Source organism: Alicyclobacillus hesperidum subsp. aegles (genome assembly GCF_027923525.1).
In the GTDB taxonomy this organism is placed as follows: Bacteria; Bacillota; Bacilli; order Alicyclobacillales; family Alicyclobacillaceae; genus Alicyclobacillus; species Alicyclobacillus aegles.
Genome location: NZ_BSBJ01000072.1, coordinates 164,702 through 190,117, shown reverse-complemented (window position 1 = coordinate 190,117; position 25,416 = coordinate 164,702). Strand labels below are relative to the sequence as shown.

The following is a 25,416-nucleotide window of genomic DNA, read 5'->3' as shown; positions in this document are numbered from 1 at the left end:
TGAGCAGATCATGCTTATTGGTCAAACGGTTGCGTCAGACGTGGTCTGCATCTAGACACGACAGGCGTAAAAGATAACCCTTGTTCGCCTGACGCAACCCTTGTGTAGGCCATCCTTTTGCCACTCATTCAGAGTCAGTCTTGCTAATCGACAAGTTTGCCAGGATTGAAAATGCCCAAAGGATCGAGCATGCGCTTGATATTCTGCATAATCGCAAGAGCCGGCCCATGCTCAGCCTCTTGGTACGCGCGCTTGCCGAGGCCTACACCATGTTCGCCTGTGCACGTACCCCCGACCGACAAAGCAAAATCCACCAAATGGTGCGAAAATTCCTCCGCCCGCCGCAAATCCTCGGAATCGTCGGTATTTACCATGACGCCAACGTGGAAGTTGCCGTCTCCCACATGCCCGATGATCCCGCCGCGAATTTGCAAGCGTTCCATCCACGTCTCCGCGATCGCGATGGCCTCTGGTAGCTGTGAAATCGGAACACAAACGTCGGTGCTCATGTGAAACAGGCCGGGGTATGAGCGCATCAGCGCATAGGCCGCATTGTGCCGGGCCGTCCACAACTGACGCCGATCCTCCTCTGACTGAACGGCTCGAAACTGCGCACAGCCCTCGTCGCGAAGGATGGCCTCCACCAACTCCGTATCCGCTTGCACGCTGGCTTCAGAGCCAGAGAGTTCAAGGAACAATGTCGGTGTTTCTGCATATTGCGTACCTAGCTGCTTATTGATAACCTCCATATACTGTCGGCTGACCAATTCACATCGTGTCAGCAACAGGCCCGCCCCCAACAGTGTGCAGACCGCTTGTACTGCAGCTTGGACGCTGCCAAATTCCGCCGCAGCAGCAACGGTGCGCTCCGGTATACCATACACCCTCAGCCACAATTTACTAAATACACCTAATGTCCCTTCTGAACCAACAAACAACTCGGTCAGGTGATAACCCGAGCTCGACTTGGCCGCAAGCGATCCGGTCTGAATGACACGCCCGTCAGCCAAGACGACTTCCAAGCTCCGAACGTTGTCCTTCATTCCGCCGTAGCGAACGGCCGTCGTGCCGCTGGCATTGGTCGCCGCCATGCCTCCCAGTGTGGCGTTGGCACCGGGATCGACTGGGAAGAAGAGTCCATAAGGCCGCAAAGCCTCATTCAAGGCTCGACGCGTGACACCTGGTTCTACACAGACAAGAAAGTCGTTTGGCCGCACCTCGATCACGCGGTTCATCCGTGTCAAATCCAGCGAAATGCCGCCGTGAACCGGAATGACCTGTCCCTCCAACCCAGATCCAGCGCCAAACGGTACAATCGGCACGCGGTTTTGCCGGGCAAACTCCACGGTCTGACAAATGTCATGAAGCGACTCGGCAAAGACCACGGCGTCTGGCAGCCGCTCGGGATGATACGACTCGTCCCGAGCATGCGTTCGCCGTACACTCTCGCCCAAGCCTACCTTGTCCACGCCTAACAACGTCTGTAGTGACTCCCAGTCCACACTCACCGGTTTCACGCCTTTCCTTGTGACACTTGTCCTTACATCAAAATCAATAAAACGTTTTCTGCTGGAGAACACATGGGCAAAAAATATTTCTACCTAACCATTCTCTAACCCTGGCTGCTTTAATATAATCATTCGAGAATAGAAATATTACCGATATGTAACGAGAGGTGATAGCAATGCCCAGCAGTCCCCAAATCGGTGAACCGCAATTTGCAGGATCACCAGAAACATCTAACTCGTTTGTGAAAGCGCTTGTATCCATCGCACTGGTGTGGGCTTTTGACGCCATGGACTTCTCTATCTTAACATTTGTACTCATTGACATTATCAAAGATTACCATGTCCCGTTGACCCTGGCCGCGGCCGTTTCGTCTGCCACCACTTTTGCCCGACTGGGCGGCGGCTTTCTCGGCGGTCTATTGGGCGATGCCGCCGGGCGCAAGATTGGCCTCATCATCTCGATTATCTGGTTCAGCGTATTCGAGTGTCTCACCGGTTTTTCTATTGGCTTCTCACTGTTGTTCATCGTGCGTATTCTCTATGGCATCGGCATGGGCGCAATGTATGCTAACGGCACACCTATGCTCATGGAGATGATGCCTGCCAAGTGGCGTGGTTTCGCATCAGGCTTGATGCAATCAGGCTTCTCGTTTGGCTATATTTTCGCAGCTATCTTGTATCGTGTGTGGTACAACGATCTCGGTTGGCACAATCTTTTCTTCATCGCCTGTGTCCCCGCCGTTCTCGTGGCCATCTATATTGGGCGAGCGTTGCCCGAGTCCCGCCGTTGGAAGCAAGCTCACGACACGCAAACCAAGCGCATACCCATATCATCCATTTTCGGGAAAGGTCGCACGTGGAACACCGTCCATGCCACACTGATTGCGATTATCGCCTTTAGCGTCACCTATCCCATCAACACGTTCTATGCGACACTACTTAAGGAAGACGGCCACTTTTCGACTGACGTCGTTGCCAATACCATTATCATTCTGAACGTCGCCGGCATCCTCGGCAACTTGATTGGCGGCTGGGTTTCCGATTCTATCGGCCGCCGCTGGACACTGGTGATTTCCTCAATCGGTACCGCCGCGAGTTCATTTGTCTTTTTGCACATCGCAAACCAAGCGGATCGCGATATCTTCACGTTCTTGATTGGCTTTTTCTCGATTGGAGGCGTCTGGTCGGTCATTCCAACCTATTTGGCAGAGCACTTTCCCACGAGCGTTCGTTCGACCGGGCAAGGCACCACCTATCATATCGGCGCAGCGCTTGGCGGTGCCATCGTCCCACTCATCGTCTCTTCGGTAGCATCCTCGGTGGGCGGACTCGCTGCGGCGATGACGTATTCCGTCGCGATCGCGTCTGTTCTCGTCATTATTTTTGCGTCTTTATGGCGTGAGTCGAAAGGTGAAGCGTTGGAATAAGAGGAGATCCCTATCTCATGGAACGTGGTTTGGAACCCAAAGGAACCCATCTTCCTCGCTGCACTGGATAGCCTCATACCGGCGCAGGCGCAGCGAGGGGGTATCCCTCACAAGTGGTGTCAGGTGAGTGCCACCATTTCAGCGTGAAGTTCCTCGTACATCGTTGCCTCCGACAAGGCGATGTATCTTCCGGTTTCATACATGAGCTGTAATTCCTCTGGCGATGTATGACTTTGTAAGATTTGCTTGCAAAGCTGATAATGTCGCGGCTCATGTTCGTCAGCGTGAACCTGCCAGAACAAGGTATTGAGCGTTCCCGCCATCTGATAATGCGGATGCAAAAACCCCTCGCCAATCCGCGCCATAACAGCACCAGCAAAAAGTTCTGACCCAAGCCCTACCGCTGCCATGGCCTGCAGTGGTGTCGCCTCCCGAAAAAATTGAATAAAGGTTGCAACAGCTTTCCCAACAGCCGGCGACATGGGGACATCCGGTATTCCATGGCAATCCAGCTTGGCATCTGGTACCACAGACTTTAAGAAGGTTAGATATAATTTTTCATGTGCGCGGCCAGGTTCGCCCCGTCCGGCCTCATCCCATAAATTATCAGCCACAGGCACCCACCACTCGTCGATCGGAGGCATGGCTGCAATAGCAGCACCGAGCACACGGGGAAAATGCCGACTATAGTATCCATACTGAAACGCAAAATAGCGTAGCTGGCGGCTGTTGTAGTCGCCGCGGCACAAGGTTTGCAGGAAGTTCCCACGGAAAAAGTGCTCATCGACCAAAGCGAGCATGCGCTGTTCCACGTCTTCGTACGTCAACAATTGCTGATTTGTAATTTGCATGCTACCTGTCCTCCCGTCATGGATCATCCCCCATGATGTTCCTACAAAGAAATAACTACGAAAGCATACGAAATCTATCTGTCACAGGTCAAGATGCTGGCACTTGGAGAAAAGGCACCTCGCCACAAACGGCGAGGTGCCTTTTGACTTTGCGCAAACTATCCAAGCGACCTGCAACTGCAATCACCGTCGAGAAAGGGCGGATCGAAACCAGTAGATTACAAGTAACACAGCGACGCTAACCAGACTTAAAACGAGTTCTGAGACATCGCCTTTGCGAAAGACCATCGAGATCATCACTGCCACCATACCAGCGATACAGAGGTAAGTTAGGTATGGAAATAGCCACATTTTCACCGGCAGTTCTGCTCGATCACGATTCAGCTTTCGGCGCAGTCGAAGCTGTGAACAAGCGATGAGCACATAGATAAAAAGGCCAACGGCGCCCGATGAATTCAGCAAGAACAAAAACACGTGCTGCGGCGAAACATAGTCCATGATAATGGACAAATAGCCGACAATCGTGCAGACGAGGATGGCGCGCACAGGTACGCCGCGCCGATTGACACGTAACAGGTTCTTCGGTGCATTTCCCTGATGAGCTAAAGCAAACAACATGCGAGAAGCGGTATACAGACCGGAGTTTAAACACGACAGTACGGCTGTCACCACGACGATATCCATGGCCGATGCAACACCAGGTACCCCCAATAATTTTAAAGCGTTTACATACGGGCTTGCGAGCGCGTGCGGATCGTTCCAAGGCAGGATAGTCACGATGAGAAAAATGGATAAGACATAGAAGACGAGCACACGCCAGATGACGGAATTGGTGGCACGAGCGACTGCCTTGGCTGGTTCTTTGGACTCAACTGCCGCAATCGTGACAATTTCGGAACCAAAGAATGAGAATATAAGCGTGGTCACACTTGAAAACAGCGCTCCTACACCAAATGGCATAAATCCGCCGTGCTTCGTCAAATTGGCGAAATCGAGGTGAGCATGCGGCCAAAGGCCAAGAACAAAGAGGGCCCCAAGAACAATGAAAACAACGATTGCAGCGACTTTGATAAACGCGAACCAATACTCGAACTCACCATACGATCGCACCGAAAAGACATTGGTCAGTGTTAAGATGACAAGCAATGCTAGTGATAGAAGCCACAGTGGCACACCTGGAAGTATCCAATTATGCAAGGTTAAGGCGCCTGCCGTAGCCTCGACAGCCACGACGATAACCCAGAAATACCAATACAGCCAGCCGATAAGAAAGCCCGCCCACTCCCCGAGCGCAATTCGGCCGTACTCCGCAAATGATCCCACCGATGGCCTTGCCGCGGCCATTTCACCAAGCATACGCATAATCAAGATGACCAATATTCCCGCCATTGTATAGGAAATGATGGCCGCAGGCCCCGTTGCTTGGATAACCGCGCCACTTCCCACAAACAAGCCTGCGCCGATCACGCCACCCAACGAGATCATAGTCATGTGCCGCATGCGCAGACTTTGTCGTAGTGCCCCTGACGTTTGTTGGACGGTCTCGGATTGCATCGTCAACGCACTCACCCTCTTCATCCCGTGTAACGCACGGGGTTTGGTGAACTACTTTACGCTTTGACAAGTGAACTTTACGCTTTGACAAGTGATTTCAATACGAAAGAAACGTTCGCGGGACGCTCGGCGAGCCTGCGCATAAAGTATCCATACCAATCTTCACCGAATGGAACGTACACGCGCACGCGATACCCTTCTTGTACAAGTGACTCTTGCAATTGTGGACGGATGCCATATAACATTTGAAATTCCCAAATCGACTGTGGAATACCGTGTTCTTTTACAAACGCTTTCACCCAATTGATGATCAGTTCATCATGGGTGGCCACAGCGGTCGGACAGTTCGCCTCAAGTTGTGTTGCAATCATCCGCTTATAATTTTCATCGACATCGCGCTTTTCTGGATAGGCGACGCTCGCGGGTTCCTTATATGCCCCTTTCACCAAGCGCAGGTTTGGGCGAAGTGGCCTCAACGCATCCAAATCCTCCATACTTTTGTACAGATACGCTTGAATCACGGTACCAATGGCATCGGAACCAAATTCTCCGCACAAAGCGCGATACATGTGAAGTGTCTTCTCGTTGCGCGCAAAATCCTCCATGTCGATGCGAACGAAGCGGCCGAGATCGCGCGCCTGCCGGACAATTTTTCGCATATTCTCATGGCACAGTTCCTCTGAGATATCGAGCCCCAATTGTGTCAACTTCACCGACAGATAGACATCGCTGCTTTCCTTTTCGGTCGCCTGCAACGTGCGTACACAAAAGTCCGCGGCGGCCACGGCTTCCTCGCGGCTGTCGACGAACTCACCCAAATGATCAAGCGTTGTCGCCAACCCCTTACTTTGCAACATCCGTACGGCCTTGACGGCGTCCTCAATGGTTTCACCCGGCACGAAGCGCGATGCCCCCAGCCGCGGGCCGAAGCGACGCGCCATATGTTCGACCTTGCGATTTTGCGATAGCTGCAATAGCGTGCTGCGCATCCACTGTTCCACAACGAATTCCCCCATATCGAAGTGTGCTTATGTGTTTAATTTTTGAACACATCGACCATAAAGTTGACATCTGTTTCGTATCGTGGTTTCATTTTAGACACAGATATGTGAAAGCGCAATACATGGGTACCATGGATTGCCCGTCCAAATCGTGGTCATATGCACTCTATGGTCGATTACGGTTTGAACACAAGTTGGCCAAACAAAAGAAGCTGGTCCTAGACGAGAGAGGAAGCGAGCGCGTGGGCAACCTCATGCAGTACGTACCGGGCCCATACGACGTAACGGAACCCGTTCTCAATTTAATTCACGATGCCATCACGGCCATTAATACAGAAGGTATCGTCACTGTCTGGAATACCGCTGCGCAGGCTCTGTACGGAATTGGAGAGGAGGAGATTCTCGGCCACCCCATTGGCGAATTCTTTCCGACCGAGTCCATTATGCTGTTCAACGTGATGCGCACAGGGGAATCATTGCACCAGGTTTATCATCAGCCTCGCTCCGATGTCCATGTTTTCATTTCAGCCGAACCGCTGTACGACACGGACGGAGAATTGATTGGTGCCGTGGCCGTCGAGCAAGATATTACCCATCTTGTCCGCATGAGCGAGGAGCAGATGCGTACAGCAGCGCAAAAAGTGGATGCCATCGACGGCCCGTACATGAGTCCCTCAGCGCAAACTGTGTTGCAATTGTTGACGCACACGCCTCTGCTTGGCCATCACGCACCTATTTTGTTGATGGGTGAACCCGGTACTGGTAAGCGCACCATCGCGCAGGCCATGCTTCGACGTATGCAAGACAATGGACCCTTCGTACCCATTGCGTGCGATGCCCTCCCCCCCGCGCTTGCCGATGTGGAGTTGTTCGGATTTCAAGGAGGCCTGCTGTCCGAAGCATCCGAGGGGCGAGTCGGGCGAATTGAACAGGCCGCCAGTGGCACGTTGTATCTGGCAAATGTGCATACACTGCCCCTCCCCGTTCAGCGATCACTGGCTAAGGCCATGCGCGTCGGAGCCTTTTCACGCGTGGGGAGCGCTGATCGCAAACCTATTAACTGCCAGGTCGTTGCATCAGCCACCCCCGGTGCCAAGCTCGATCCGGCACTCGAATTGGTTCTCCATCGGATTGACGTGCAGCCCCTGCGAGAGCGAAAGGAAGAGATTGCAGGTTTCTGTCTATTTTTCTTATCGCGTTTTGCACGAGAAATGGGGCGCCCAGTCCCGCAATTGTCGGACGAAGTGCTCGCCTTGTTGCGAGCGTATGATTGGCCGGGTAACGTTGCTGAGCTGGAACAAACACTGCGGCACGCGGTAACCGTGTGCCAAGGCAGCACATTGACGAAAGAGGATTTGCCGATGGCACTTGCGCAGGGCAGTTTGGCGCAGTTGACCGGAGACGCCACGCCTCTTGCCGTCGTTTCCCAAGCGGCCGAACGCACACGCATCGAGGAAGCATTAAAACAAAGCAAAGGCAACAAAACCATTGCCGCGCGCTTACTTGGCATTTCTCGCGGGGCACTGTACTACAAGATGAAACAGTACCATCTCGAAAGCGACTAAATACTGTGACACGTCCACCCCAAATGTAAACGAGGAGGAATTTACATGTTGCCTGCATTTCGGAACGAACCATTCAGTGATTTTTCCAATCCTGACGTTCGGTCACAGATGCTTGCTGCCCTTGAAGCAGTCAAACGTGAACAAGATATCATCTATCCACTTTACATCGACGGCGAATCGATCACGACGACCGCGGTGATCGATTCTGTAAATCCCTCGCGGAAAGACCAAGTTGTGGGTCGCGTATACGAAGGAACCAGCCAACATGCCGAACAGGCGATCGCAGGGGCAACGCGCGCTTTTGTGTCGTGGAGCAAAAAGACGTTTGCAGAGCGGGCGCGTTATCTGTTTAAGGCAGCAGCAATCATGCGCCGACGCAAATTTGAACTGTCAGCGACGATGATTTTGGAGGCTGGCAAGACGTGGGCAGAGGCGGACGCAGATACGGCAGAGGCAATTGACTTTCTGGAGTTCTATGCACGTGAAGCCATGCGACTCGGCGAGCCCCAGCCACTTACCCGCATTCGCGAAGAAGACAATGAACTCTACTACATTCCGCTGGGCGTGGGCGCCATTATCACGCCGTGGAATTTCCCACTCGCCATTCTGACGGGTATGACCACGTCAGCCATCGTTTCGGGCAACACCGTGGTCTTAAAGCCAGCCATGCAAACACCTGTGATTGCCGCAAAATTTATGGAGATCATGAAAGAGGCTGGCGTCCCAGCTGGTGTCATTCAGTTTGTGCCCGGTGCGGGTGAGACGGTCGGCGAAACGCTGGTGGATCACCCGCAGACGCGATTCATCTCGTTCACCGGATCACGCCGCATCGGTTGCCGAATCTATGAGCGGGCAGCGAAAGTACAACCGGGGCAAATTTGGTTGAAACGCGTGATCGCGGAGATGGGCGGCAAAGACGCCATCGTCGTCGACGAACATGCCGATCTCGACGATGCCGCCCGGCAAATTGTCGCTTCAGCATTTTATTTCGCGGGACAAAAATGCTCTGCGTGCAGTCGGGCCATTTTGCACGAGTCGATTTACGACGAGATGGTGGAACGCTTGCTCGCTATCACGAGGGATTTGCGCGTTGGCGATGCGGAAAGCCAGGATAGCCACGTCGGTCCGGTGATTGACGAAGGCGCCTTTCAAAAGGTGATGTCGTATATCGAAGTCGGCCAGGGCGAAGGCACGTTGCTGTGTGGTGGCAAACCAGCGAGCGAACAAGGATATTTCATTGAGCCGACCATCTTTGGAGATGTCCAGCCAACGGCGCGTATCGCTCAAGAGGAAATCTTCGGACCTGTGCTGGCGCTGATCAAGGCACGTACGTTTGAAGAGGCCATCGACATTGCCAACGGAACCGATTATGGACTCACCGGTTCGGTGTTCAGTCGGGATCGAGATCATTTGGAGTATGCCCGCAACAACTTCCAAGTGGGCAATCTGTACTTTAATCGCAAGTCAACCGGCGCACTTGTCGGCGTGCATCCGTTTGGTGGATTTAACATGTCTGGCACCGACTCCAAGGCCGGCGGCCACGACTATCTGTTGCAATTCACGCAGGCGAAGGCTGTGTCAGAGCGGTTATGATGCTTCAATCCCCTCAACCTTGCACCGTGGAAGGCGACCTTAGGGCCGCCTTCCGAGCTGATCATACATGATGACACGCTCATCTTCGCAACTTTTACTTGATCTAAAACTCCACCAATGATGGACTACGCATTTGACGAACTGATTGAATACGTCACATACAGCTCGGCCATAACTTCACCCGCTTGATTCCCGTTGTTATACACAAGTTGCAGACCAGGAACGGACGGACTTGTTGGATATGGACCGGTAAGTGGTTGCACGCCGCCACTGGACGTGACTGTAGAAATCGCGTTGACAGATTCAAGTTGCACACCCGCCTCGTTTGCCAAGGTCACTGCTTGAGCGTGTGCATTGTCCAAAGCCGCCTGATAAAGCTTTGGCCATAGCGCATCCGGGTTGAGGGGTACCACCTGATCACTCATAAAGTTGTTTTGCAAGAAACTCGGACTGTAACTTCCCAAACTGGCGATCACGTTCGAAACTTGCCCGGCGCTGGGCACGATAACATTCAATTGCAGATTCATCTGCGTGCCGGAATTGCCCTCGCTAAACGATGGTGTTGTGAACTGAATATTCCCGTTGGCAATGCCATCGTGCTTTAATATGCTTTGCACGTGTTGTTTAAGCATCGCCACATCCTTCATTTCCGCTGCAACCGACGAATCGCTGATGGTCATCGCATAGGTGATGTCGGTCACCGGATCTGGTATTGGCAGCGTCGCAACGCCTTCAACCGTGATGGTGTTGGGTGCCAACACGTCTGCCGTATTTGTACTCGTAGCGGGCGCACCCATGGCCCATGCTGTGCCCGTCGAAGCTCCCAGGAGAGCAATCCCAGCGCCGATCGCGATAAAAGCTCGCGAAGGCCAACCTCTCCCCTGCACATCGCCCATCTTTTTCATCCATTTTCTCATATCGACAGCACCCTTTCGTCAGAACAGTATGAATCTATACTTGTTTGACGAAGGGCATGGGCAGAACGTGACAAACGAAGTCATTGATTCAGGTGTTTCTCTATCCAAGCATAAATATCAGCGTAAACTTGTTCATAGCCAATCTCGTTTAAAAGCTCGTGGCGAGCGTCGGTATATAACTTGTTTTCGACATCCCATACACCCGCGCGCTTCAACACTGCAGTTAACCTTTGCACACCACGGCCAAAGTTCCCCACCGGATCGCGCGTGCCGGAAATGAGGAGTACCGGAAGTTCCCGAGGGATGCGAGCCATCTGTTCAGGTTTCTCTAAAACTCGCAACCCCAAGAAATAATCGTGGAAAAAACCAGCTGTGTGCACATGCCCGCAGAAAGGATCTGCCAAATATGCGTCAACTTGTGCTGTATTTCGACTGAGCCAATCCATGTCAGTTCGATTAGGGCGAAACGCCTTGTTGAAACCACCAAAGGTCAGCCGATGCAGAAAGGGACTCGGTTCCCTGCGCCCCCGCTTCGCCACCTCACGTGCCGCAAGCCACGAAGCCAGCGTAAGTGTTGCCTTGGAAAACCACCCTGACCCGCAAAGGATTAGGCCTGCTAGCCGTTTTCCGTAATGTTGAACGTAACGGAGCGATAACGACGAGCCCATGCTGTGCCCAAATAGAAAGATAGGAACTCCCGGGTAATCGCCTTCAATCCGCTTGGTTACCGCCTCGATGTCCCTCACAACAGCTTCGAACCCATCGCGATCGGCGAAATAGCCAAGTAATCCAAGCTCCATACCGGTCTGACCATGGCCACGATGATCGTGTCCATAGACGACAATGCCTTGACTGGCCAGGAACTGAGAGAATGTATCGTAGCGCGCAATATGTTCCGCCATACCGTGGGCAATTTGCACAACGGCACGCGGTGCTGTTCGATCTTCCGGAGCCCAGATGCGCCCAAAAAGGCGGGCCCCGTCATCCGAGTTGATAACAAACTCTACGGACATGAGTGCTGCCCCCTCGACTCAAGGCCACGCGACCGCTTCTTGGGTATTGACAGGGCGAACGAGTACAATTGGATTCACGGAACTTTCGAAACGTTGGACACGACCGAGATGATCATTTCTCAGGCGATGGCTTAGAGGTCGGTGGAAGGTCATTTTGGACCGTCTGGAACGTGCCCCTCTATCTTTTTCTATTAGATATAAATAGGTACAAGCGTAACCCCAGTGTTCACTAACCAACTTTCCAAAAAGGCCCACAGTTATTTTCCCAACCTAGTTGAGGAAAGGAGCTTGGATTCCAACTAGGAAAAAGTTAGCGTAAGCGGTTATTTAAGAGTAACTCTTCCGCTTCCGTAAACATGGAAATGGCAGACACAGACCATTGGCTCCCTCCACCTTGTGCCTATCCACTCTTGCGATCGTACCATACATTTGGGTCTGAAAACGCTCAGATTCACAAGATATAGGGAACACAAAACCGTTCGCAGTAACATGAACTGTGACTTAGAATCCCATTCCAAGCGAGCGATCATCGACAAACTCCAAACCGTCCATGTATTACATTACATTCCATAAACGTAGATCATTTTACACATAGCGCCTGCCCCCAAGCCACGTCCCGGCGGCATACACGACCCAATTCGGGAGCGTTTGCCGAGACAGCGGGTATCCGTGCCGCACAAATTGCTACTTCTTCCGGTACAGGGGCATCCCGACCACGACTTTCTTCGTCATCACCTACACCACGGCCTCCGGCGTCGCCATGCTCGTCGCCTGAACCGGCTTAGGTATCGGCGCACGCAACACAGGCGTCTCCGTATCATGGGTTTCGCAGTGCCGACACGCGTACACATACCGTACGTACTCGACCGTCCGCATCTGCGCCGGGATGATCTTCACTCGTCGCGACACTTCCCGGCTCATCTCGCGCAGTTTGCCCGCACACGTCGGGCACACTTGCTCATCCTCTGGCAGGCGGTATTCCACAACTTCATCTGCCGGACGCGCCCACAGCCAAACCTCCCGTGCCTTATTAGGTTGGGGCTTCTTCTGCTCATACGTGATGACTTCCGTCTCGGCCTCGGGCTCCTCGACAGGGGAGGAGTCGACCTCTACCTCGGCTTCGTTAAAGAGCGAAAGCTGCACACCGTCCGCGTGGAGGACACTTTCGTCCGGCACTCGCTCGATGCACCAAATAAACGGTGGCGCAGCAAACGCACCTGCCCCTCCAGGTCCCCCACTTGCTGGCGCAGTTGCGCATTTTGAACCTCCAAAGCCTTGAGGATGTCATATTCTTGTTGTTGGATCGTGACGGTTCCGTTTGTGTTGGACATGCCTTACGCATTCGATACCGCGGATCGGAATCCTCTGTTGTACCCTCAAATGGCGGAGCGCGCGTGAACGGCTCGATACACTTTCGGTTGTTCGAGGGGCAGGCCGTATAATAACCAGTTCAACTCCCAGCGCTTGATGATGAGCGTTTTCGCATCCTTGACTTCCGGCCAAGCGAACCGGCCGCGCTCTAAGCGTCGGAAGTAGAGCCAAAACCCGTTGTGAAACTAGTGCAGGATTTTGAGCTTGTCCCGCTGCCGTTTACAGAAGACAAACAAGCAAGGCGAAAACGGGTCAAGCTGAAACGACACCTGGACCAAGGCCGCGAGTCCGTCGATGGACTTGCGCATATCCGTAGGCCTACAGGCAGGGTAGGCGTGATATGCCTGGGTGAAGTCGGCGCTTAGCACGGCCGCATCACAAGCATGTGGACAAGCTCCGCCTGTAGGCGTAGTTCTAGCCGAGCCTCACGTCGATTTCGACCTTTCCAACGCGAAGGGTGATGGATGCTGTGGTCGTTTGAGCGTCGTCAGTCACAACCGAGACAAAGGCCGGAATGACGCCATGCGACGCTTCATACCGAAAGCACCGAGCCCAGTACCAGAACTGGTGAGGTTTAGAGCGTGTTCGGCGCAGAACTGGGCAGCGGACAGACCGCTGTCGTAGAAGGCGGAGATGCGCTCGCGCCAAAGTTCACGGCGCTCTTGCTTAGACATGTGATCTCGCATACAAGAACCCTCCCGTGGCTTGATGAGGACATTTTCAAGCAGCGGGAGGGCCAACGCCATGTGGGGTTGAATTGACGCTTAAAGACAATGTATCGGAGCACAATATGTTCCGCCATACCGTGGTCGGCACACAGTACTGGTGGATCTTCCGGTGTCTAGATACGGCCGTAGATCTGGGCAGCGTCACTGGATTGCAGAACAACCTCTTTTTAAATTAGGCTCATTTCGCAAAGTTTGTTGCTTTTAGACATCAATAAACCCGATTATTTTCGGCTGTTGAAGTAAAGATTGTGGCTCAATTTAAAACTTTGCTCAAAGAGCCGACTATTTTTAACGAAGAACACGTGCTCTTGTCGCATAGCAACAATCTTTACGAAAACAGCCTTAAATTATCATATCTCCTCTGGGAACAGATCGCCATGGCGTAACAGACGTAATACAGGTCAACTCCCTGTAACAAGGCTACTTTACCTTGCCCAAGTAGTATATCGCTTATGAGAATGGATTGTCGTCCGATAAACGGGAGCCAAATACCAGGCTGTCAACGCCTCCCGGCATCTTACCGGCAGCCGCCACTCGGAATCCGGCCTCTATAAGCAGATTTGTTATAAGACTTGCCGGATATAATCGTACGTTCGCTGGGTTGGTCCAAAACACTTGGGACATTACTGCCGAGTTCTCACTATCGGTTGTCACAATGAAGATACGTCCTCGATAACTCATTCGAGATAACAGAGCCAGAAAGATTGCCAGACATGTATCTGGCTGAAACTTTTCTATGACATTTCGCAAAAACACAACGTCAAATTTCTCCATATGACGTTTGTGACAAGGGGCTTCATCTATCAATTGCACAAGTGCGGAAGGTTCCGTTTGCATGACCGAAGCGCCATGATACTGCATGATTTCTACCCATGAACAATTTTCCGTACCGACGTCCAAAACATGAGCGTGCTCGTGCAATCCTTTAAGTAAAATCGGTGCATATGTGTCAAATGAAACCAAATCCGTTTTATATCTTCGTTCTAAAATCCTTAGCGAACGCTTTGCTAGTTCCCTGAAGGAACCTGATTGAGTCGCATCCGTGGTACTTGTCATTTTCGCCTGCAGCCCCATCAGTCGGTGATGCACGATATCCCCTATGGCACTCCAAGTAAACTGCTTAGCATGCTGAGCAGCTTCGAGGCTAACTGCACGATTCAATTCCTGATGTTGAACAATAGACTTCATGGTTTTCACCAAGCATGGCACGTCAGTATCAATAATTTCTGCTGGAAGAGCGGTCCTAAGGTCACCAGCGTTCGAAAAAGTGGTGGCTTTCGATTTGACACGATAACTACATTTCGGCGATGTGAACTCAACCGCAGGACCCAAGTCAGGAATGATGGGCGGAATGCCGCATGCCATAGCCTCCAGAATAGGTAAGCCAAAACCTTCACCGCGATATGGATGCACAAGACAATCACAAGCTCGGTACAATGCAGCCATCTCATTTGGCGCTAACTCATCATCGATATAGAGTATCTCGGGTAAATTCGGATCTAGAGAGGCTTCCAAAATTTTTTCGTGGTACGTCTGCCCTGCGTAAAAGGTCCTAGTTCCAAAATCCTTCACTACGAGGCAAACATCGTCGCTCGGCTTGAACGCCGTTATATATGCTTCAAGGACCTTATCAATACCTTTTCTAAAAATTGTTCCTCCAACAAAAAGGAACTTGAACTTTTTACTAGTTTCTAATGGATATATTGGACCATCTACCTTAAATATGTCGGTATCAACTCCAAGTGGAAAACTGAATATCATCTCTTGAGGAATACCTGACCTCAAATAACCGAGCTCTGTATATTTACTATTCACCCAGACCTCATGCACGTGCGTACGTATAAATGATACCCAATCCTCAGGTATAGGCCCATACTCCCAAGGCTGAAAAAAGATTTGGATCCGGGCATTCGACGGTTTTAAAACTGGTGGCCATTGCTGTCGAACGTGTATACAATTCGCTGTGCAACTCGCTTCATAGCAGGATCTCAACGAAGTAGCACCCTGAAACCAGTCATCCGGTAATGTGTCACGTTGCGTTGGGATTACAGAAAGTGGGACACCTCTACGAATGAGTTCTAAGCACAAATATCGATTGACCAATGCCAGACTGCTATTGACCATTTGAGGCCCTTCCCACACCACGCCATCTGTCACCATTGTGTTTTATCACACCTACCTTATGTATTTTTCCATGACACCTTCACTTGCTGATACAGCGTTTCGAAAAAGTCTTTGTCGGGATGTATGTCATTCAGGTGCTTAAATCCATAGGCGCCATATTGGTTAAATAGCCCACTTAGATTTCTTTGCAACTCGCCATGGATGTTCTCTAAGTGCTTTCGTTGAGCCATATACGCGTGATAGACTCTCGACTTCAAAACACACTTGGGACGCCAAGCCGTACGAATCCCCATGTAGTACAAATAGCCGAGCAGAAGGCTATCATCCTCAAACCCCTGTTTCCCCGTTAAAAAACCTGTATCATAACCACCAACCGCTTTTAAGACTTCCGCCTTATGAATCACTGGATGAACAAAGCCCAGGGCAACTTTATCTTGTTGCAAACTACGCAACAACTGAAGAAGCAATTCGGTAGAGAGCTCTCTCAAGTCAATTCCGTGCACACCATCAGGCTCCATTGAGCCGTTTTGCGTTACAATACCAGGGCAGACCATAGGTTCATCTGTTCGTTCCAAGAAATCTATCAATTCAACGTACCAATCTTTCGGAAACGCCATATCCACGTGTATCTCTGATATATAAGGAATGGACGGGTACCTATCCCATATATGTTCGAACATAGCCTGTCTGGATTCGGGAATACCAACATTCAACCCGTCACCTATGATATCCACCTTAACACCAGTCTGCGCCGCTAGGAGCTGAATATCATGGTTCGACAAGATACCTTGGTTATAAATAACGACGTTGTTCTCCTCAGACTTACCCAATGTAGACAGACATGTCTTTAACATTTCAACATCCTGATTTTGAGATGCCAACCGCACCATCAATGGAAGAGTATGTATAATACGCAACTTCTCGGCCCCCAAAGTTATAGATTTTTATTTACAGCACTAAGCATACTTAAAAAGGCGCAACTCGCCTACGTCGAATTTCGTTTGAATGAGGCTAATGCACGCCTTTTCATGGCAACCACCATAACGAGCGGCAAAGTAGGGCTCGGTGCCACAATTATACCGATACGCACCCGCTTCGTGACACGCTAACCATCACTACCAAATTCCTAGTGAGACACAACATTTCAATGCAAACAATTTCAAACAATCGTGACACTTCAGTGTGAATGCACTACTGGAAGCTAATAAACAGACCAAGGCTAAGAAGCGCCACAGTCGCAATCTAGGGCATTGTAATTAAACTTTGATATGGAACTGAGAACGCTCGGCCCAACTCAAAATACTTTCATGCGTTGCTCCAATACATCGTCCAGCGTCGTTGTAAACATACTTGTATGAGGTCTTAACGACTATAGTAAAGACCAAATGACACTTAATCCCCTTGATGATACAAATTGGATACTATAGACGGGATATCAGCTTATATAGTTAAAGTTTCTAAGTAGAAATGCACTAAAGTTCGTAACCATACCGCAAAGGCCGCTACCTCACACCGGGCAACGGCCTTAATTCTTTCTATAGACCTATGGAGCGGGTGATGGGAATCGAACCCACGCTACCAGCTTGGAAGGCTGGAGTTCTACCATTGAACTACACCCGCATATACTGTTAATCCACAGTTCTCACTGGTGGGCCCACTAGGACTCGAACCTAGGACCAACCGGTTATGAGCCGGCCGCTCTAACCAACTGAGCTATGGGCCCGGTGCGACAATGCTTATTATAGCATAGCCACACCGGCTTGTCACGCCCATTACTCACAACTTAATCGAAATTCTGTTCACACTGGCAAGAGTCGGCATAAAGCCCCCGCTTACAACACGTGACTCTCGACACTTGTCGCTCATGCAAATGTAATCTCCGGCACGCCCTCAAACAACACGACACGCGCAGGTGCTGCGTCAATCCCCGTCAATTTCAAAGGTAACGCAACCATGAAATAACGACCTGCCGGGACGTCCTTCAGGCGCAAGCCTTCCAAAATCACGATGTCCTTCGACAGAAGCGACACGTGCGTCTCATGATTCGGTTGCGCGCGCTCGACGCCAAGCCCATCGATGCCAACACCGCCAACCCCGATACTCGCCAAGTACTCGGCACCATCCGCAGCCAAGTAGATAAATTCGAAGTTGAACGTCTCCTCGAATGAGTTACGCGTCTTGAACAGCAAAAACTCGCCTGCCTGCGGATTGTGCGGCTCCAAATCCGCCTTCGAAATACCTCCGGTGACCGACGTTAGGTCGATCACGCGGCAGGACCGAATCAGTTTCTCCAACCCGATAGCCTCAATGGTCTTTCCATTCGGAACCATGTGCAGTTCCGCATCTATGTGCGTACCGGTGTGCGCATCGAGATGCAAACGCGTCTCGTGCGCACTGCCAGTCGTGAAGTCGGATGTCGTCTCGAACTGTGGACGCTTTTCGTCCTTATTCTTGTACACCTGCATATCAGCATGGATCAGCATGCTGATATCATAGAACTTCGCCATTTACCGTTTCACCTCCACCGGGTGACCGGTCGCATGCTCAAGGTTATCCATCGGCGACTCATTACCGTAAAGAGGCCACCACAGACCCGGCTGCTCCTTGACGAGATCATGCGCAGCCTTTGGTCCCCATTCACCAGCTTTATAGGTGTGCAACGGTACCGTGTTGTTGGCAAACGCGTGTGCGATGGGGTCGACAAACTTCCATGCCAGGGATACTTCGTCCCAGCGCGTGAAGAACGTTGAATCGCCATGCATTGCATCGTGCAACAAGCGCTCATAGGCCTCCGGTGACTTATCTGCCGATTGGCTGAATTCCATGGCAATCGGCACGACGACGTTGTCTGTACCTGGGCGCTTGACGTTCATCTGCATGTACATGCCTTCCACCGGATTGATCCGAATGACGAGCAGGTTCGGACCGAGATTGCCGTCCTGGTTAAAGTACAGGTGCTTCGGCATGTTGCGGAACTGGATGACGATCTCGGTCGACTTCACCGGCATCCGCTTGCCGGTACGAATGTAGAATGGCACGCCCGCCCAACGGAAGTTGTCGATGAACAGCTTTGCCGCAACAAAGGTTTCGGTCTTGGAATCCGGAGCAACGCCTGGCTCTTCCAAGTAACCCGGAACTGCCTTGCCGCCGATCTCGCCAGCCGTATACTGACCGCGTACGACATACTGGCCGACTTCATCTTCCTTGTACGCGCGCAAGGAACGCAACACCTTCACCTTTTCGTCGCGGATAGCTTCCGTGTGCAAGCGGCTAGGCGGCTCCATGGCGGTCATCATGACCATTTGCAGCATGTGGTTTTGCACCATGTCACGCAACGCGCCTGACGTCTCGTAGTACGATGCCCTATCCTCAACGCCGACCGTCTCACTCGAGGTGATCTGTACCGAGGCGATGGAACGGTTGTCCCAAAGTGGCTCGAACATCGAGTTGGCAAAGCGAATGACCTCGATATTCTGCACCATTTCTTTACCAAGGTAGTGATCGATACGGTAAATCTCTTCTTCCGCGAAGGCACTCGAGAGCTGGTCGTTCAATTCGGCTGCCGACTTGTAGTCGTGGCCAAATGGCTTCTCGATAATCAGGCGGCGCCAGCCTTTCGTATCGGCAAGGCCAACCTTCTTCAGATACAACGCCGTTTCACCAAAGAAACGCGGCGCCATCGACAGATAGAACAAGCGATTGCCGCCGTGGTCTTTCTTGCTTTCAATGTCGAGAACAAACTGATGCAACTTGCGGAAGTCGTCCTCGTTGTCGACATTGCCTGGAACATAAAAGACACGCGCCATAAAACGCGACCAGACGTCGTCTTCCACACCTTCCTTCACGAAGGAGACGAGCGCCTTATGTACTTCATCGCGGAACGCTTCCGTCGTGTAGTCGCGGCGCGCCGTGCCGACGATGCTCAGCCCTTCTGGCATGAGGCCCTTCTTCTCAAGCTGGTATAAAGCCGGAAACAGTTTACGATGGGCGAGGTCGCCCGTGGCACCGAATAGGACAAAGACGTGCGGCGGCAATTGACGAGTGTTGTTCTCCATCTCCACTCCAACCACTTCCCCAATCTCTTGTATATATTCCGGGACTCATTGTACATCAAGCGATTGCGATCATACAGATGCCAAGCGGCAAATGATGCCGACTTGGCATTAGTTTTTGACTCGTAGCCAATGTTTATGACTTATTGCGCGGCATGGCCTGACTCGCGTGCCTGTTCGCGCGCGAGCTGCCATCGCAGGTACGCGTGAATAAACGGATCGAGCAAACCATCGACGACAGCCTGAACGTTGCCAACCTCCTGGTTCGTGCGGTGATCCTTGACGAGCGAGTACGGATGGAACACGTAGGAGCGAATCTGACTGCCCCATGCGATTTCCTTTTGCTCTCCGCGCAGTTCGGCGAGTTCCGCCTCGCGCTCCTCCTGGCGCTTGGCAGCCAGACGCGCCTTCAACAATTCCATTGCAACGGCGCGGTTTTGAATCTGTGAACGCTCGCTCTGGCAACTGACGACGATACCTGTCGGTAGGTGCGTGATCCGCACGGCTGAGTCGGTCGTATTGACGTGCTGCCCACCTGCCCCCGTTGACCTATACGTATCGATCCGCAATTCTTCCGGACGAATTTCAATCGTCGTGTCATCCTCTGCGATCTCAGGGATGACATCGACCGACGCAAACGACGTATGGCGGCGCCCGGAGGCGTCAAACGGCGAGATACGCACAAGGCGGTGGACACCTTTTTCCGCTTTCAGATAGCCGTACGCGTTATGGCCTTTAATCCGCAACGTCACACTTTTGATACCAGCCTCGTCACCGGGCAGATAATCCAAGACCTCAACCTTGTACCCATGGTCTTCCGCCCAGCGCGTGTACATGCGAAGCAGGATGGATGCCCAGTCCTGAGATTCCGTGCCACCTGCACCTGGATGCAATTCGACGATGGCATTGTTGGCATCGTAATCACCCGACAGCATTAACTGGAGCTCGAACGAATCGATGCCGTCCTTCAGCTTCTCAGCCATCGTGTTCGCCTCGGCGAACAAGTCCATGTCGTTCTCTTCTTGGGCAAGTTGCAAGGCGACTTCTGCATCGGCATGCAAACTTGTCAGCTCGTTCATCTTGTCGACGACCGACTTGAGTGCATTCATCTCACCGATGATCTTTTGCGCCTTTTCTTGATCATCCCAAAAGGTTGGTTCGGCCATCAGCGACTCAAGCGTCGCAATACGGTTTTCCTTATTAGGGACGTCAAAGAGACCTCCCGAAATCCGCCAACCTGGTGGCCATTGTCTTTAAGTCTTGGCGAAGCTCGCCAAACGTCTCTGCCATGAACTCGTCACTCCTCGCGTAATTTTCCCAAGGTATTGTATCAAAGACACCCATAACTCTGTGACACGCTTCATCCATTTACCTCTCCAAAACAAGAAGGCGCAGCGACGCTGCGCCTTTCGAGGGACGACGGACTCAACCGCCCTGCACAGGCACTGCACCATGCGCCTGAATCGGTTGTGGTGCCGCCTGCAACGTCGCCTTGAAGACGTAAAGCACAACCTCTTCTTCGATGGAATGGATCATCGCCTCGAACATCTCGAAGCCTTCCTTCTGGTAAATCACCAGAGGGTCGGCCTGGCCATATGAACGCAGATGGACGCCTTGCCGGAACTGATCCATCGCGTCGATGTGATCCATCCATTTGGAGTCGACAGCGCGCAACAAGACGACCCGTTCAAGCTCGCGCAAAAAGCCTTGTAGCTCTTCCTCGCGCGCATCATAGTTGGATTTTGCCAGTTCGAGCAAATGGGCCTTGATTTCATCGCGATCGAGCTTGCGCAGCGATGATTCGTCGACCTGCCCTGGTAAGAGGAAATGGTTTTCCGCATACTGAATCAGCGCCGGAATGTCCCAATCCTCAGGAATTTGCTCTTCGGAGCAATAGACCTCAAGCATGTGATCGACGAGATCGTCTAACATCCCCTCGACGACTTCACGTAGGTTGTCACGCTCAAGAATCTGGCGGCGCTGGCGATAAATCACCTCGCGCTGTTTATTCAACACGTCGTCGTAGCGGAGGACGTGTTTGCGCAGATCGTAGTTATTACCTTCGACCTTTTTCTGTGCACGCTCCATGGCGCCAGTCAACATCTTGTGCTCAATCGGTTGATCTTCTTCGAGACCAAGGCGATCCATCAGGCGGCGAATGTTCTCGGAACCAAATAGACGCAGCAAATCGTCTTCAAGCGACAGAAAGAACTGTGATGAACCGGGATCTCCCTGGCGCCCTGCACGACCGCGCAGCTGATTGTCGATACGCCGGCTCTCATGCCGCTCCGTGCCAATGATGTGCAAGCCACCCAATTCCGGCACACCTTCGCCGAGCAGAATATCGGTACCGCGCCCTGCCATGTTGGTGGCAATGGTGACCATACCGCGCTGGCCTGCAAGTGCGACGATCTCCGCTTCACGCGCATGGTGCTTCGCATTCAGCACTTGGTGCGGGATACCACGCTGGTGCAGAAGGTGCGATACGATCTCCGACTTCTCGATGGAAGTCGTACCTACGAGGACAGGTTGCCCGACGCGATGTCGCTCCACGACGTCGTTGACAACCGCATTGAACTTGGCGCGCTCCGTTTTGTAGATGACATCGCCCAGGTCTTTGCGGGCAAGAGGTCGGTTCGTCGGGATAACGACGACATCCATACCGTAAATTTCGACGAACTCTTTTTCCTCCGTCTTCGCTGTACCCGTCATGCCGGATAACTTCTCGTACATGCGGAAGTAGTTTTGCAACGTGATGGTGGCTAAGGTCTTCGACTCGTTTTGGACGCGGACGCCTTCCTTGGCCTCGATGGCCTGGTGCAGACCTTCGCTGTAACGCCGGCCTTCCATCAGACGACCGGTGAACTCGTCGACAATGCAAATCTCGTCGCCCATCACGACATAGTCTTTGTCACGGTGCATGAGACCGTGCGCCTTCAGAGCCTGCGTGATGTGGTGCATGAGCGTGACATTGTCCGGATCGAACAAATTGCTCACGCCGAAGTAAGACTCTGCCTTGCGGACGCCAGAGTCGGTTAGGTTGGCGGTACGCATCTTCTCGTCGACTTCATAGTCTTCCTCAGGCTTCAAGCGGCGCACGAGCAGGTCCGCGCGGAAGTAAAGATCCGCGGACTTCTCGGCCGGCCCGGAAATGATGAGGGGAGTCCTTGCTTCGTCGATAAGAATGGAGTCCACCTCGTCGACGATGGCGAAATGTAGGCGGCGCTGTACCATGTCGTCGAGTGTCATCACCATATTGTCGCGCAGATAATCGAACCCAAACTCGTTGTTTGTCCCGTACGTGATGTCGGCCATATACGCTTCACGTTTCTGCGCCGGGGTCATGTCGTGTCCGTTGTAGCCGACGGTAAGGCCGAGGAAACGGTGCACTTGACCGGTGTATTCCGCATCGCGTTTGGCCAAGTAGTCGTTGACCGTAACGACGTGCACGCCGTTTCCCGTCAACCCGTTCAGGTATGAAGGCAAGGTCGCCACCAGCGTCTTACCTTCACCGGTCTTCATCTCGGCCACCCGGCCTTCGTGTAGTACCATGCCACCCATCAGCTGCACGTCATAATGGCGCTGACCAAAGACGCGCTTGGCGGCCTCACGTACGACTGCGAACGCCTCAGGCAACAGATTGTCCAACTTTTCTCCGTTGGCAAGCCGCTCCCGGAACGCGGGTGTCATCGCTTGCAATTCCGCATCTGTCATTGCCTCGAATTGTGATTCGAGCGCATTAATCCGATCCACCTTACGGCGCAATCGGGCAATATCTCGTTCGTTCGAATTAAAGACCTGTTTGAGGAGTCCCACCGAACGGTTACACCCCCATATCGCGATCAACTTCTATCTAAAGATTGTACCGTAGCGATGCAGGATATCACAACATAAAGAAATAGGACACCATGTTCCCCAAAATTCCTCTATGTAAGAAGGGGCTTCCCGGCCCCATGTTTCTGGTGCGGGAAGCCCCTTGCTGTTAAAAGTGTAGTCAAGCAAAGCATTCACGCCACTGATATAGCCTCACGCGAGAGTCACATCTCGAGGCCAAACTCGATTAACCTTGTGGCTCGATGAGACCGTAATCGCCCCGTTTACGGCGGTACACGACATTGACTTCTTCCGTCTCGGCATTGGTGAAAACGAAGAAATCATGGCCAAGGAGATCCATCTGCATAATGGCCTCTTCGACGTCCATCGGCTTGATGGGAAAGCGCTTGACGCGGACGACGCGCAAATCTTCATCTACATCCAGGATATCGTCAGACCATCCACGATGCCGGATTTGTGTGCGCAGGCCGCGAGCGCGAAAGCGTCGATTCAGTTTTTGTTTATATCTATGAACCTGTTCTTCAAGTTTATCTGTGACCAAATCAATGGAGGCGTACATGTCTTGCGACTTCTCTTCCGCTCGGAAGATGACACCATGTACGTGCACTGTCATTTCAACGCGGTGGTACGTTCCTTCAACCGCCATCGTTACGTGAATCTGCTTGTCCGCCTCACCCTCAAAATACCGGGTCAAACGCCCAATCTTTTTGTCCACGTATTCCTGAAGAGCCGAAGTGACAGAAATGTTGTCGCCATGAACTTGAATCTTCATTGACAACTCCTCCTTCGTGGTGGCTACATTATAGACCTAACGGCCGAAAAGAGGAATGGTCAGATTTGATTCCTCAGAGGGTGCTTCACCTGTATACTGACAAGTAACGACGCAGGTGGACGAACTTACAGTGTCTGCAGGATTTACAAAGGAGCATGAGTACTTTGAACTCTTTACATGATAGATTTCAAGCCATCGATTCAGTTTGGCAAGCCTATACACAGCAAAGGGATCTGCCGCATCACTGGTTACTGGAGCAAACTCTGAAAACCGCGCTCACGCGAAGAGCCATACTGCCTGTTCTCCATATTCAAGAAGGGATGAAAGTCCTGGATTTAGGAACGGGTTTCGGCGCATTAGCGTTCGATATCGCTGCCTCCTCAGGTGTAGTGGTGCATGCAATGGACCATGACATGACCGCCATCGAATTAGCCACAAGTATGTTGGCGGATATTCAAGCGTCACAAGGGCTACATCCGCTTTCACAAGTTACTTGTGAAGTCGGCGATGTGTACCAGCTCCCGTATTCGAACGACACCTTTGATTATGTGGTCAGTCGTTTTGTATTCCAACATTTATCAGACCCGCAACATGCGTTGCAAGAAATTTTTCGTGTGCTTAGACCGGGTGGTTTGGTTTGCATCATAGACATCGATGACCAGCTCTCCATCACATATCCCGAGGAGCCTACTGCTTTCGTACAGCTGAGAAGCCTTTTTGCTAAATTGCAATCCCTAAGAGGTGGTGACCGAATAATCGGCCGAAAGATTCCAATTATGCTGCACAGCAATGGATTTCAAGTCGTGAATACGCTTGTACTGCCACAAGCGCAATTTTCCTTTGTTTCACACGATGGTATGGCCACGCAGATGGCTATACAACAGTTTATGGAAAGTAAAGAGCACATCATTGCAAACAGACTTATTACAAATGAGGAATTCGAAAGGCTCATATCAGAGTTGCACCAGGACTCTGGGCGATGGAGTTATGTCACCAATTCTGAACTGATTACCATTGGAAAGCGCCCGTGAGGATTGACAGCAAAATATAGGAGTAAGAAATGCCGCCCGAATTTCGAGCGGCATTTCTAATTTCAGCAGAAGAGC

At 51.9% G+C, this 25,416-nt stretch carries 19 protein-coding genes, 2 tRNA genes and 1 pseudogene; 4 read left to right on the top strand and 18 right to left on the bottom strand.

Annotated features, from left to right (window positions below):
- Window positions 1–143 precede the first annotated feature (143 nt).
- Window positions 144–1,508, bottom strand: coding sequence for an FAD-binding oxidoreductase (locus QMF38_RS14425; RefSeq protein WP_083496275.1), 1,365 nt, complete (start codon window positions 1,506–1,508; stop codon window positions 144–146).
- A 176-nt stretch (window positions 1,509–1,684) separates the two neighbouring features.
- Here QMF38_RS14425 and QMF38_RS14420 point away from each other — a divergent pair, with 176 nt between their 5' ends.
- Window positions 1,685–2,935, top strand: a complete 1,251-nt coding sequence (locus QMF38_RS14420) for an MFS transporter (RefSeq protein WP_281759845.1) — start codon at window positions 1,685–1,687, stop codon at window positions 2,933–2,935.
- 119 nt (window positions 2,936–3,054) lie between these two features.
- On the opposite strand, the gene QMF38_RS14415 is transcribed toward QMF38_RS14420, so the two are convergent.
- From QMF38_RS14415 to QMF38_RS14405, 3 genes are all read right to left on the bottom strand, one after another.
- Complete coding sequence (locus QMF38_RS14415) at window positions 3,055–3,786, bottom strand: TenA family transcriptional regulator (protein ID WP_281759844.1); 732 nt, start codon at window positions 3,784–3,786, stop codon at window positions 3,055–3,057.
- Window positions 3,787–3,969: 183 nt separating this feature from the next.
- The gene (locus QMF38_RS14410) at window positions 3,970–5,340 is read right to left on the bottom strand and encodes an amino acid permease (RefSeq protein ID WP_281759874.1); all 1,371 of its coding nucleotides are present in this window, start codon (window positions 5,338–5,340) and stop codon (window positions 3,970–3,972) included.
- A 77-nt stretch (window positions 5,341–5,417) separates the two neighbouring features.
- Window positions 5,418–6,341 carry a proline dehydrogenase family protein gene (locus tag QMF38_RS14405; RefSeq protein WP_281759843.1) on the bottom strand — a complete coding sequence of 308 codons (924 nt, stop codon included), beginning with the start codon at window positions 6,339–6,341 and terminating at the stop codon, window positions 5,418–5,420.
- Window positions 6,342–6,583: 242 nt separating this feature from the next.
- On the opposite strand from QMF38_RS14405, the gene QMF38_RS14400 reads away from it, so the two are divergent.
- Both QMF38_RS14400 and pruA read left to right on the top strand, forming a co-directional pair.
- Entirely contained in the window at window positions 6,584–7,906 is a 1,323-nt protein-coding gene (locus QMF38_RS14400) for a sigma 54-interacting transcriptional regulator (protein WP_281759842.1), read from the top strand.
- A gap of 45 nt (window positions 7,907–7,951) precedes the next feature.
- Complete coding sequence (pruA, locus tag QMF38_RS14395; protein WP_281759841.1) at window positions 7,952–9,499, top strand: L-glutamate gamma-semialdehyde dehydrogenase; 1,548 nt, start codon at window positions 7,952–7,954, stop codon at window positions 9,497–9,499.
- A 125-nt stretch (window positions 9,500–9,624) separates the two neighbouring features.
- Here pruA and QMF38_RS14390 read toward each other — a convergent pair whose 3' ends face one another.
- The 14 genes and pseudogenes from QMF38_RS14390 to hpf form a co-directional block, all read right to left on the bottom strand.
- Window positions 9,625–10,416, bottom strand: coding sequence for an SIMPL domain-containing protein (locus QMF38_RS14390; protein WP_281759840.1), 792 nt, complete (start codon window positions 10,414–10,416; stop codon window positions 9,625–9,627).
- 80 nt (window positions 10,417–10,496) lie between these two features.
- The gene (locus tag QMF38_RS14385) at window positions 10,497–11,429 is read right to left on the bottom strand and encodes an alpha/beta hydrolase (protein ID WP_281759839.1); all 933 of its coding nucleotides are present in this window, start codon (window positions 11,427–11,429) and stop codon (window positions 10,497–10,499) included.
- Window positions 11,430–12,164: 735 nt separating this feature from the next.
- Window positions 12,165–12,605, bottom strand: a complete 441-nt coding sequence (locus QMF38_RS14380; protein WP_281759838.1) for an IS66 family transposase zinc-finger binding domain-containing protein — start codon at window positions 12,603–12,605, stop codon at window positions 12,165–12,167.
- A 200-nt stretch (window positions 12,606–12,805) separates the two neighbouring features.
- Window positions 12,806–13,168 (bottom strand): annotated as a pseudogene (gene tnpB / locus QMF38_RS14905) (IS66 family insertion sequence element accessory protein TnpB).
- Between the two features lie 123 nt (window positions 13,169–13,291).
- On the bottom strand, window positions 13,292–13,486 hold the full coding sequence (tnpA, locus tag QMF38_RS14370; RefSeq protein ID WP_281759836.1) for an IS66 family insertion sequence element accessory protein TnpA: 195 nt from the start codon (window positions 13,484–13,486) through the stop codon (window positions 13,292–13,294).
- 492 nt (window positions 13,487–13,978) lie between these two features.
- Complete coding sequence (locus QMF38_RS14365) at window positions 13,979–15,343, bottom strand: glycosyltransferase (RefSeq protein ID WP_281759835.1); 1,365 nt, start codon at window positions 15,341–15,343, stop codon at window positions 13,979–13,981.
- Window positions 15,344–15,708: 365 nt separating this feature from the next.
- Window positions 15,709–16,569 (bottom strand): hypothetical protein, encoded by an 861-nt coding sequence (locus tag QMF38_RS14360; RefSeq protein ID WP_281759834.1) that lies wholly within the window; start codon window positions 16,567–16,569, stop codon window positions 15,709–15,711.
- A 629-nt stretch (window positions 16,570–17,198) separates the two neighbouring features.
- Window positions 17,199–17,272, bottom strand: a tRNA-Gly gene (locus QMF38_RS14355).
- Window positions 17,273–17,298: 26 nt separating this feature from the next.
- A tRNA-Ile gene (locus QMF38_RS14350) sits at window positions 17,299–17,375 on the bottom strand.
- A gap of 139 nt (window positions 17,376–17,514) precedes the next feature.
- Entirely contained in the window at window positions 17,515–18,159 is a 645-nt protein-coding gene (locus tag QMF38_RS14345; RefSeq protein ID WP_281759833.1) for a cyclase family protein, read from the bottom strand.
- Window positions 18,160–19,707 carry a glucose-6-phosphate dehydrogenase gene (gene zwf / locus QMF38_RS14340; RefSeq protein WP_281759873.1) on the bottom strand — a complete coding sequence of 516 codons (1,548 nt, stop codon included), beginning with the start codon at window positions 19,705–19,707 and terminating at the stop codon, window positions 18,160–18,162. It lies immediately after the preceding gene.
- Window positions 19,708–19,847: 140 nt separating this feature from the next.
- Window positions 19,848–20,994, bottom strand: a protein-coding gene (gene prfB, locus QMF38_RS14335) for a peptide chain release factor 2 (protein ID WP_281759832.1) whose coding sequence is annotated in 2 segments (ribosomal slippage) — window positions 19,848–20,915 and window positions 20,917–20,994 — 1,146 coding nt in all. Because the reading frame shifts where the segments join, the coding sequence is not laid out codon by codon here.
- A gap of 135 nt (window positions 20,995–21,129) precedes the next feature.
- A complete protein-coding gene (gene secA / locus QMF38_RS14330; RefSeq protein ID WP_281759831.1) occupies window positions 21,130–23,520 on the bottom strand; it encodes a preprotein translocase subunit SecA in 2,391 nt (796 codons plus the stop codon).
- Between the two features lie 244 nt (window positions 23,521–23,764).
- Window positions 23,765–24,310 (bottom strand): ribosome hibernation-promoting factor, HPF/YfiA family, encoded by a 546-nt coding sequence (hpf, locus tag QMF38_RS14325; RefSeq protein ID WP_058095611.1) that lies wholly within the window; start codon window positions 24,308–24,310, stop codon window positions 23,765–23,767.
- Between the two features lie 164 nt (window positions 24,311–24,474).
- Here hpf and QMF38_RS14320 point away from each other — a divergent pair, with 164 nt between their 5' ends.
- Window positions 24,475–25,341 (top strand): class I SAM-dependent methyltransferase, encoded by an 867-nt coding sequence (locus QMF38_RS14320; protein ID WP_281759830.1) that lies wholly within the window; start codon window positions 24,475–24,477, stop codon window positions 25,339–25,341.
- Window positions 25,342–25,416: the final 75 nt, after the last annotated feature.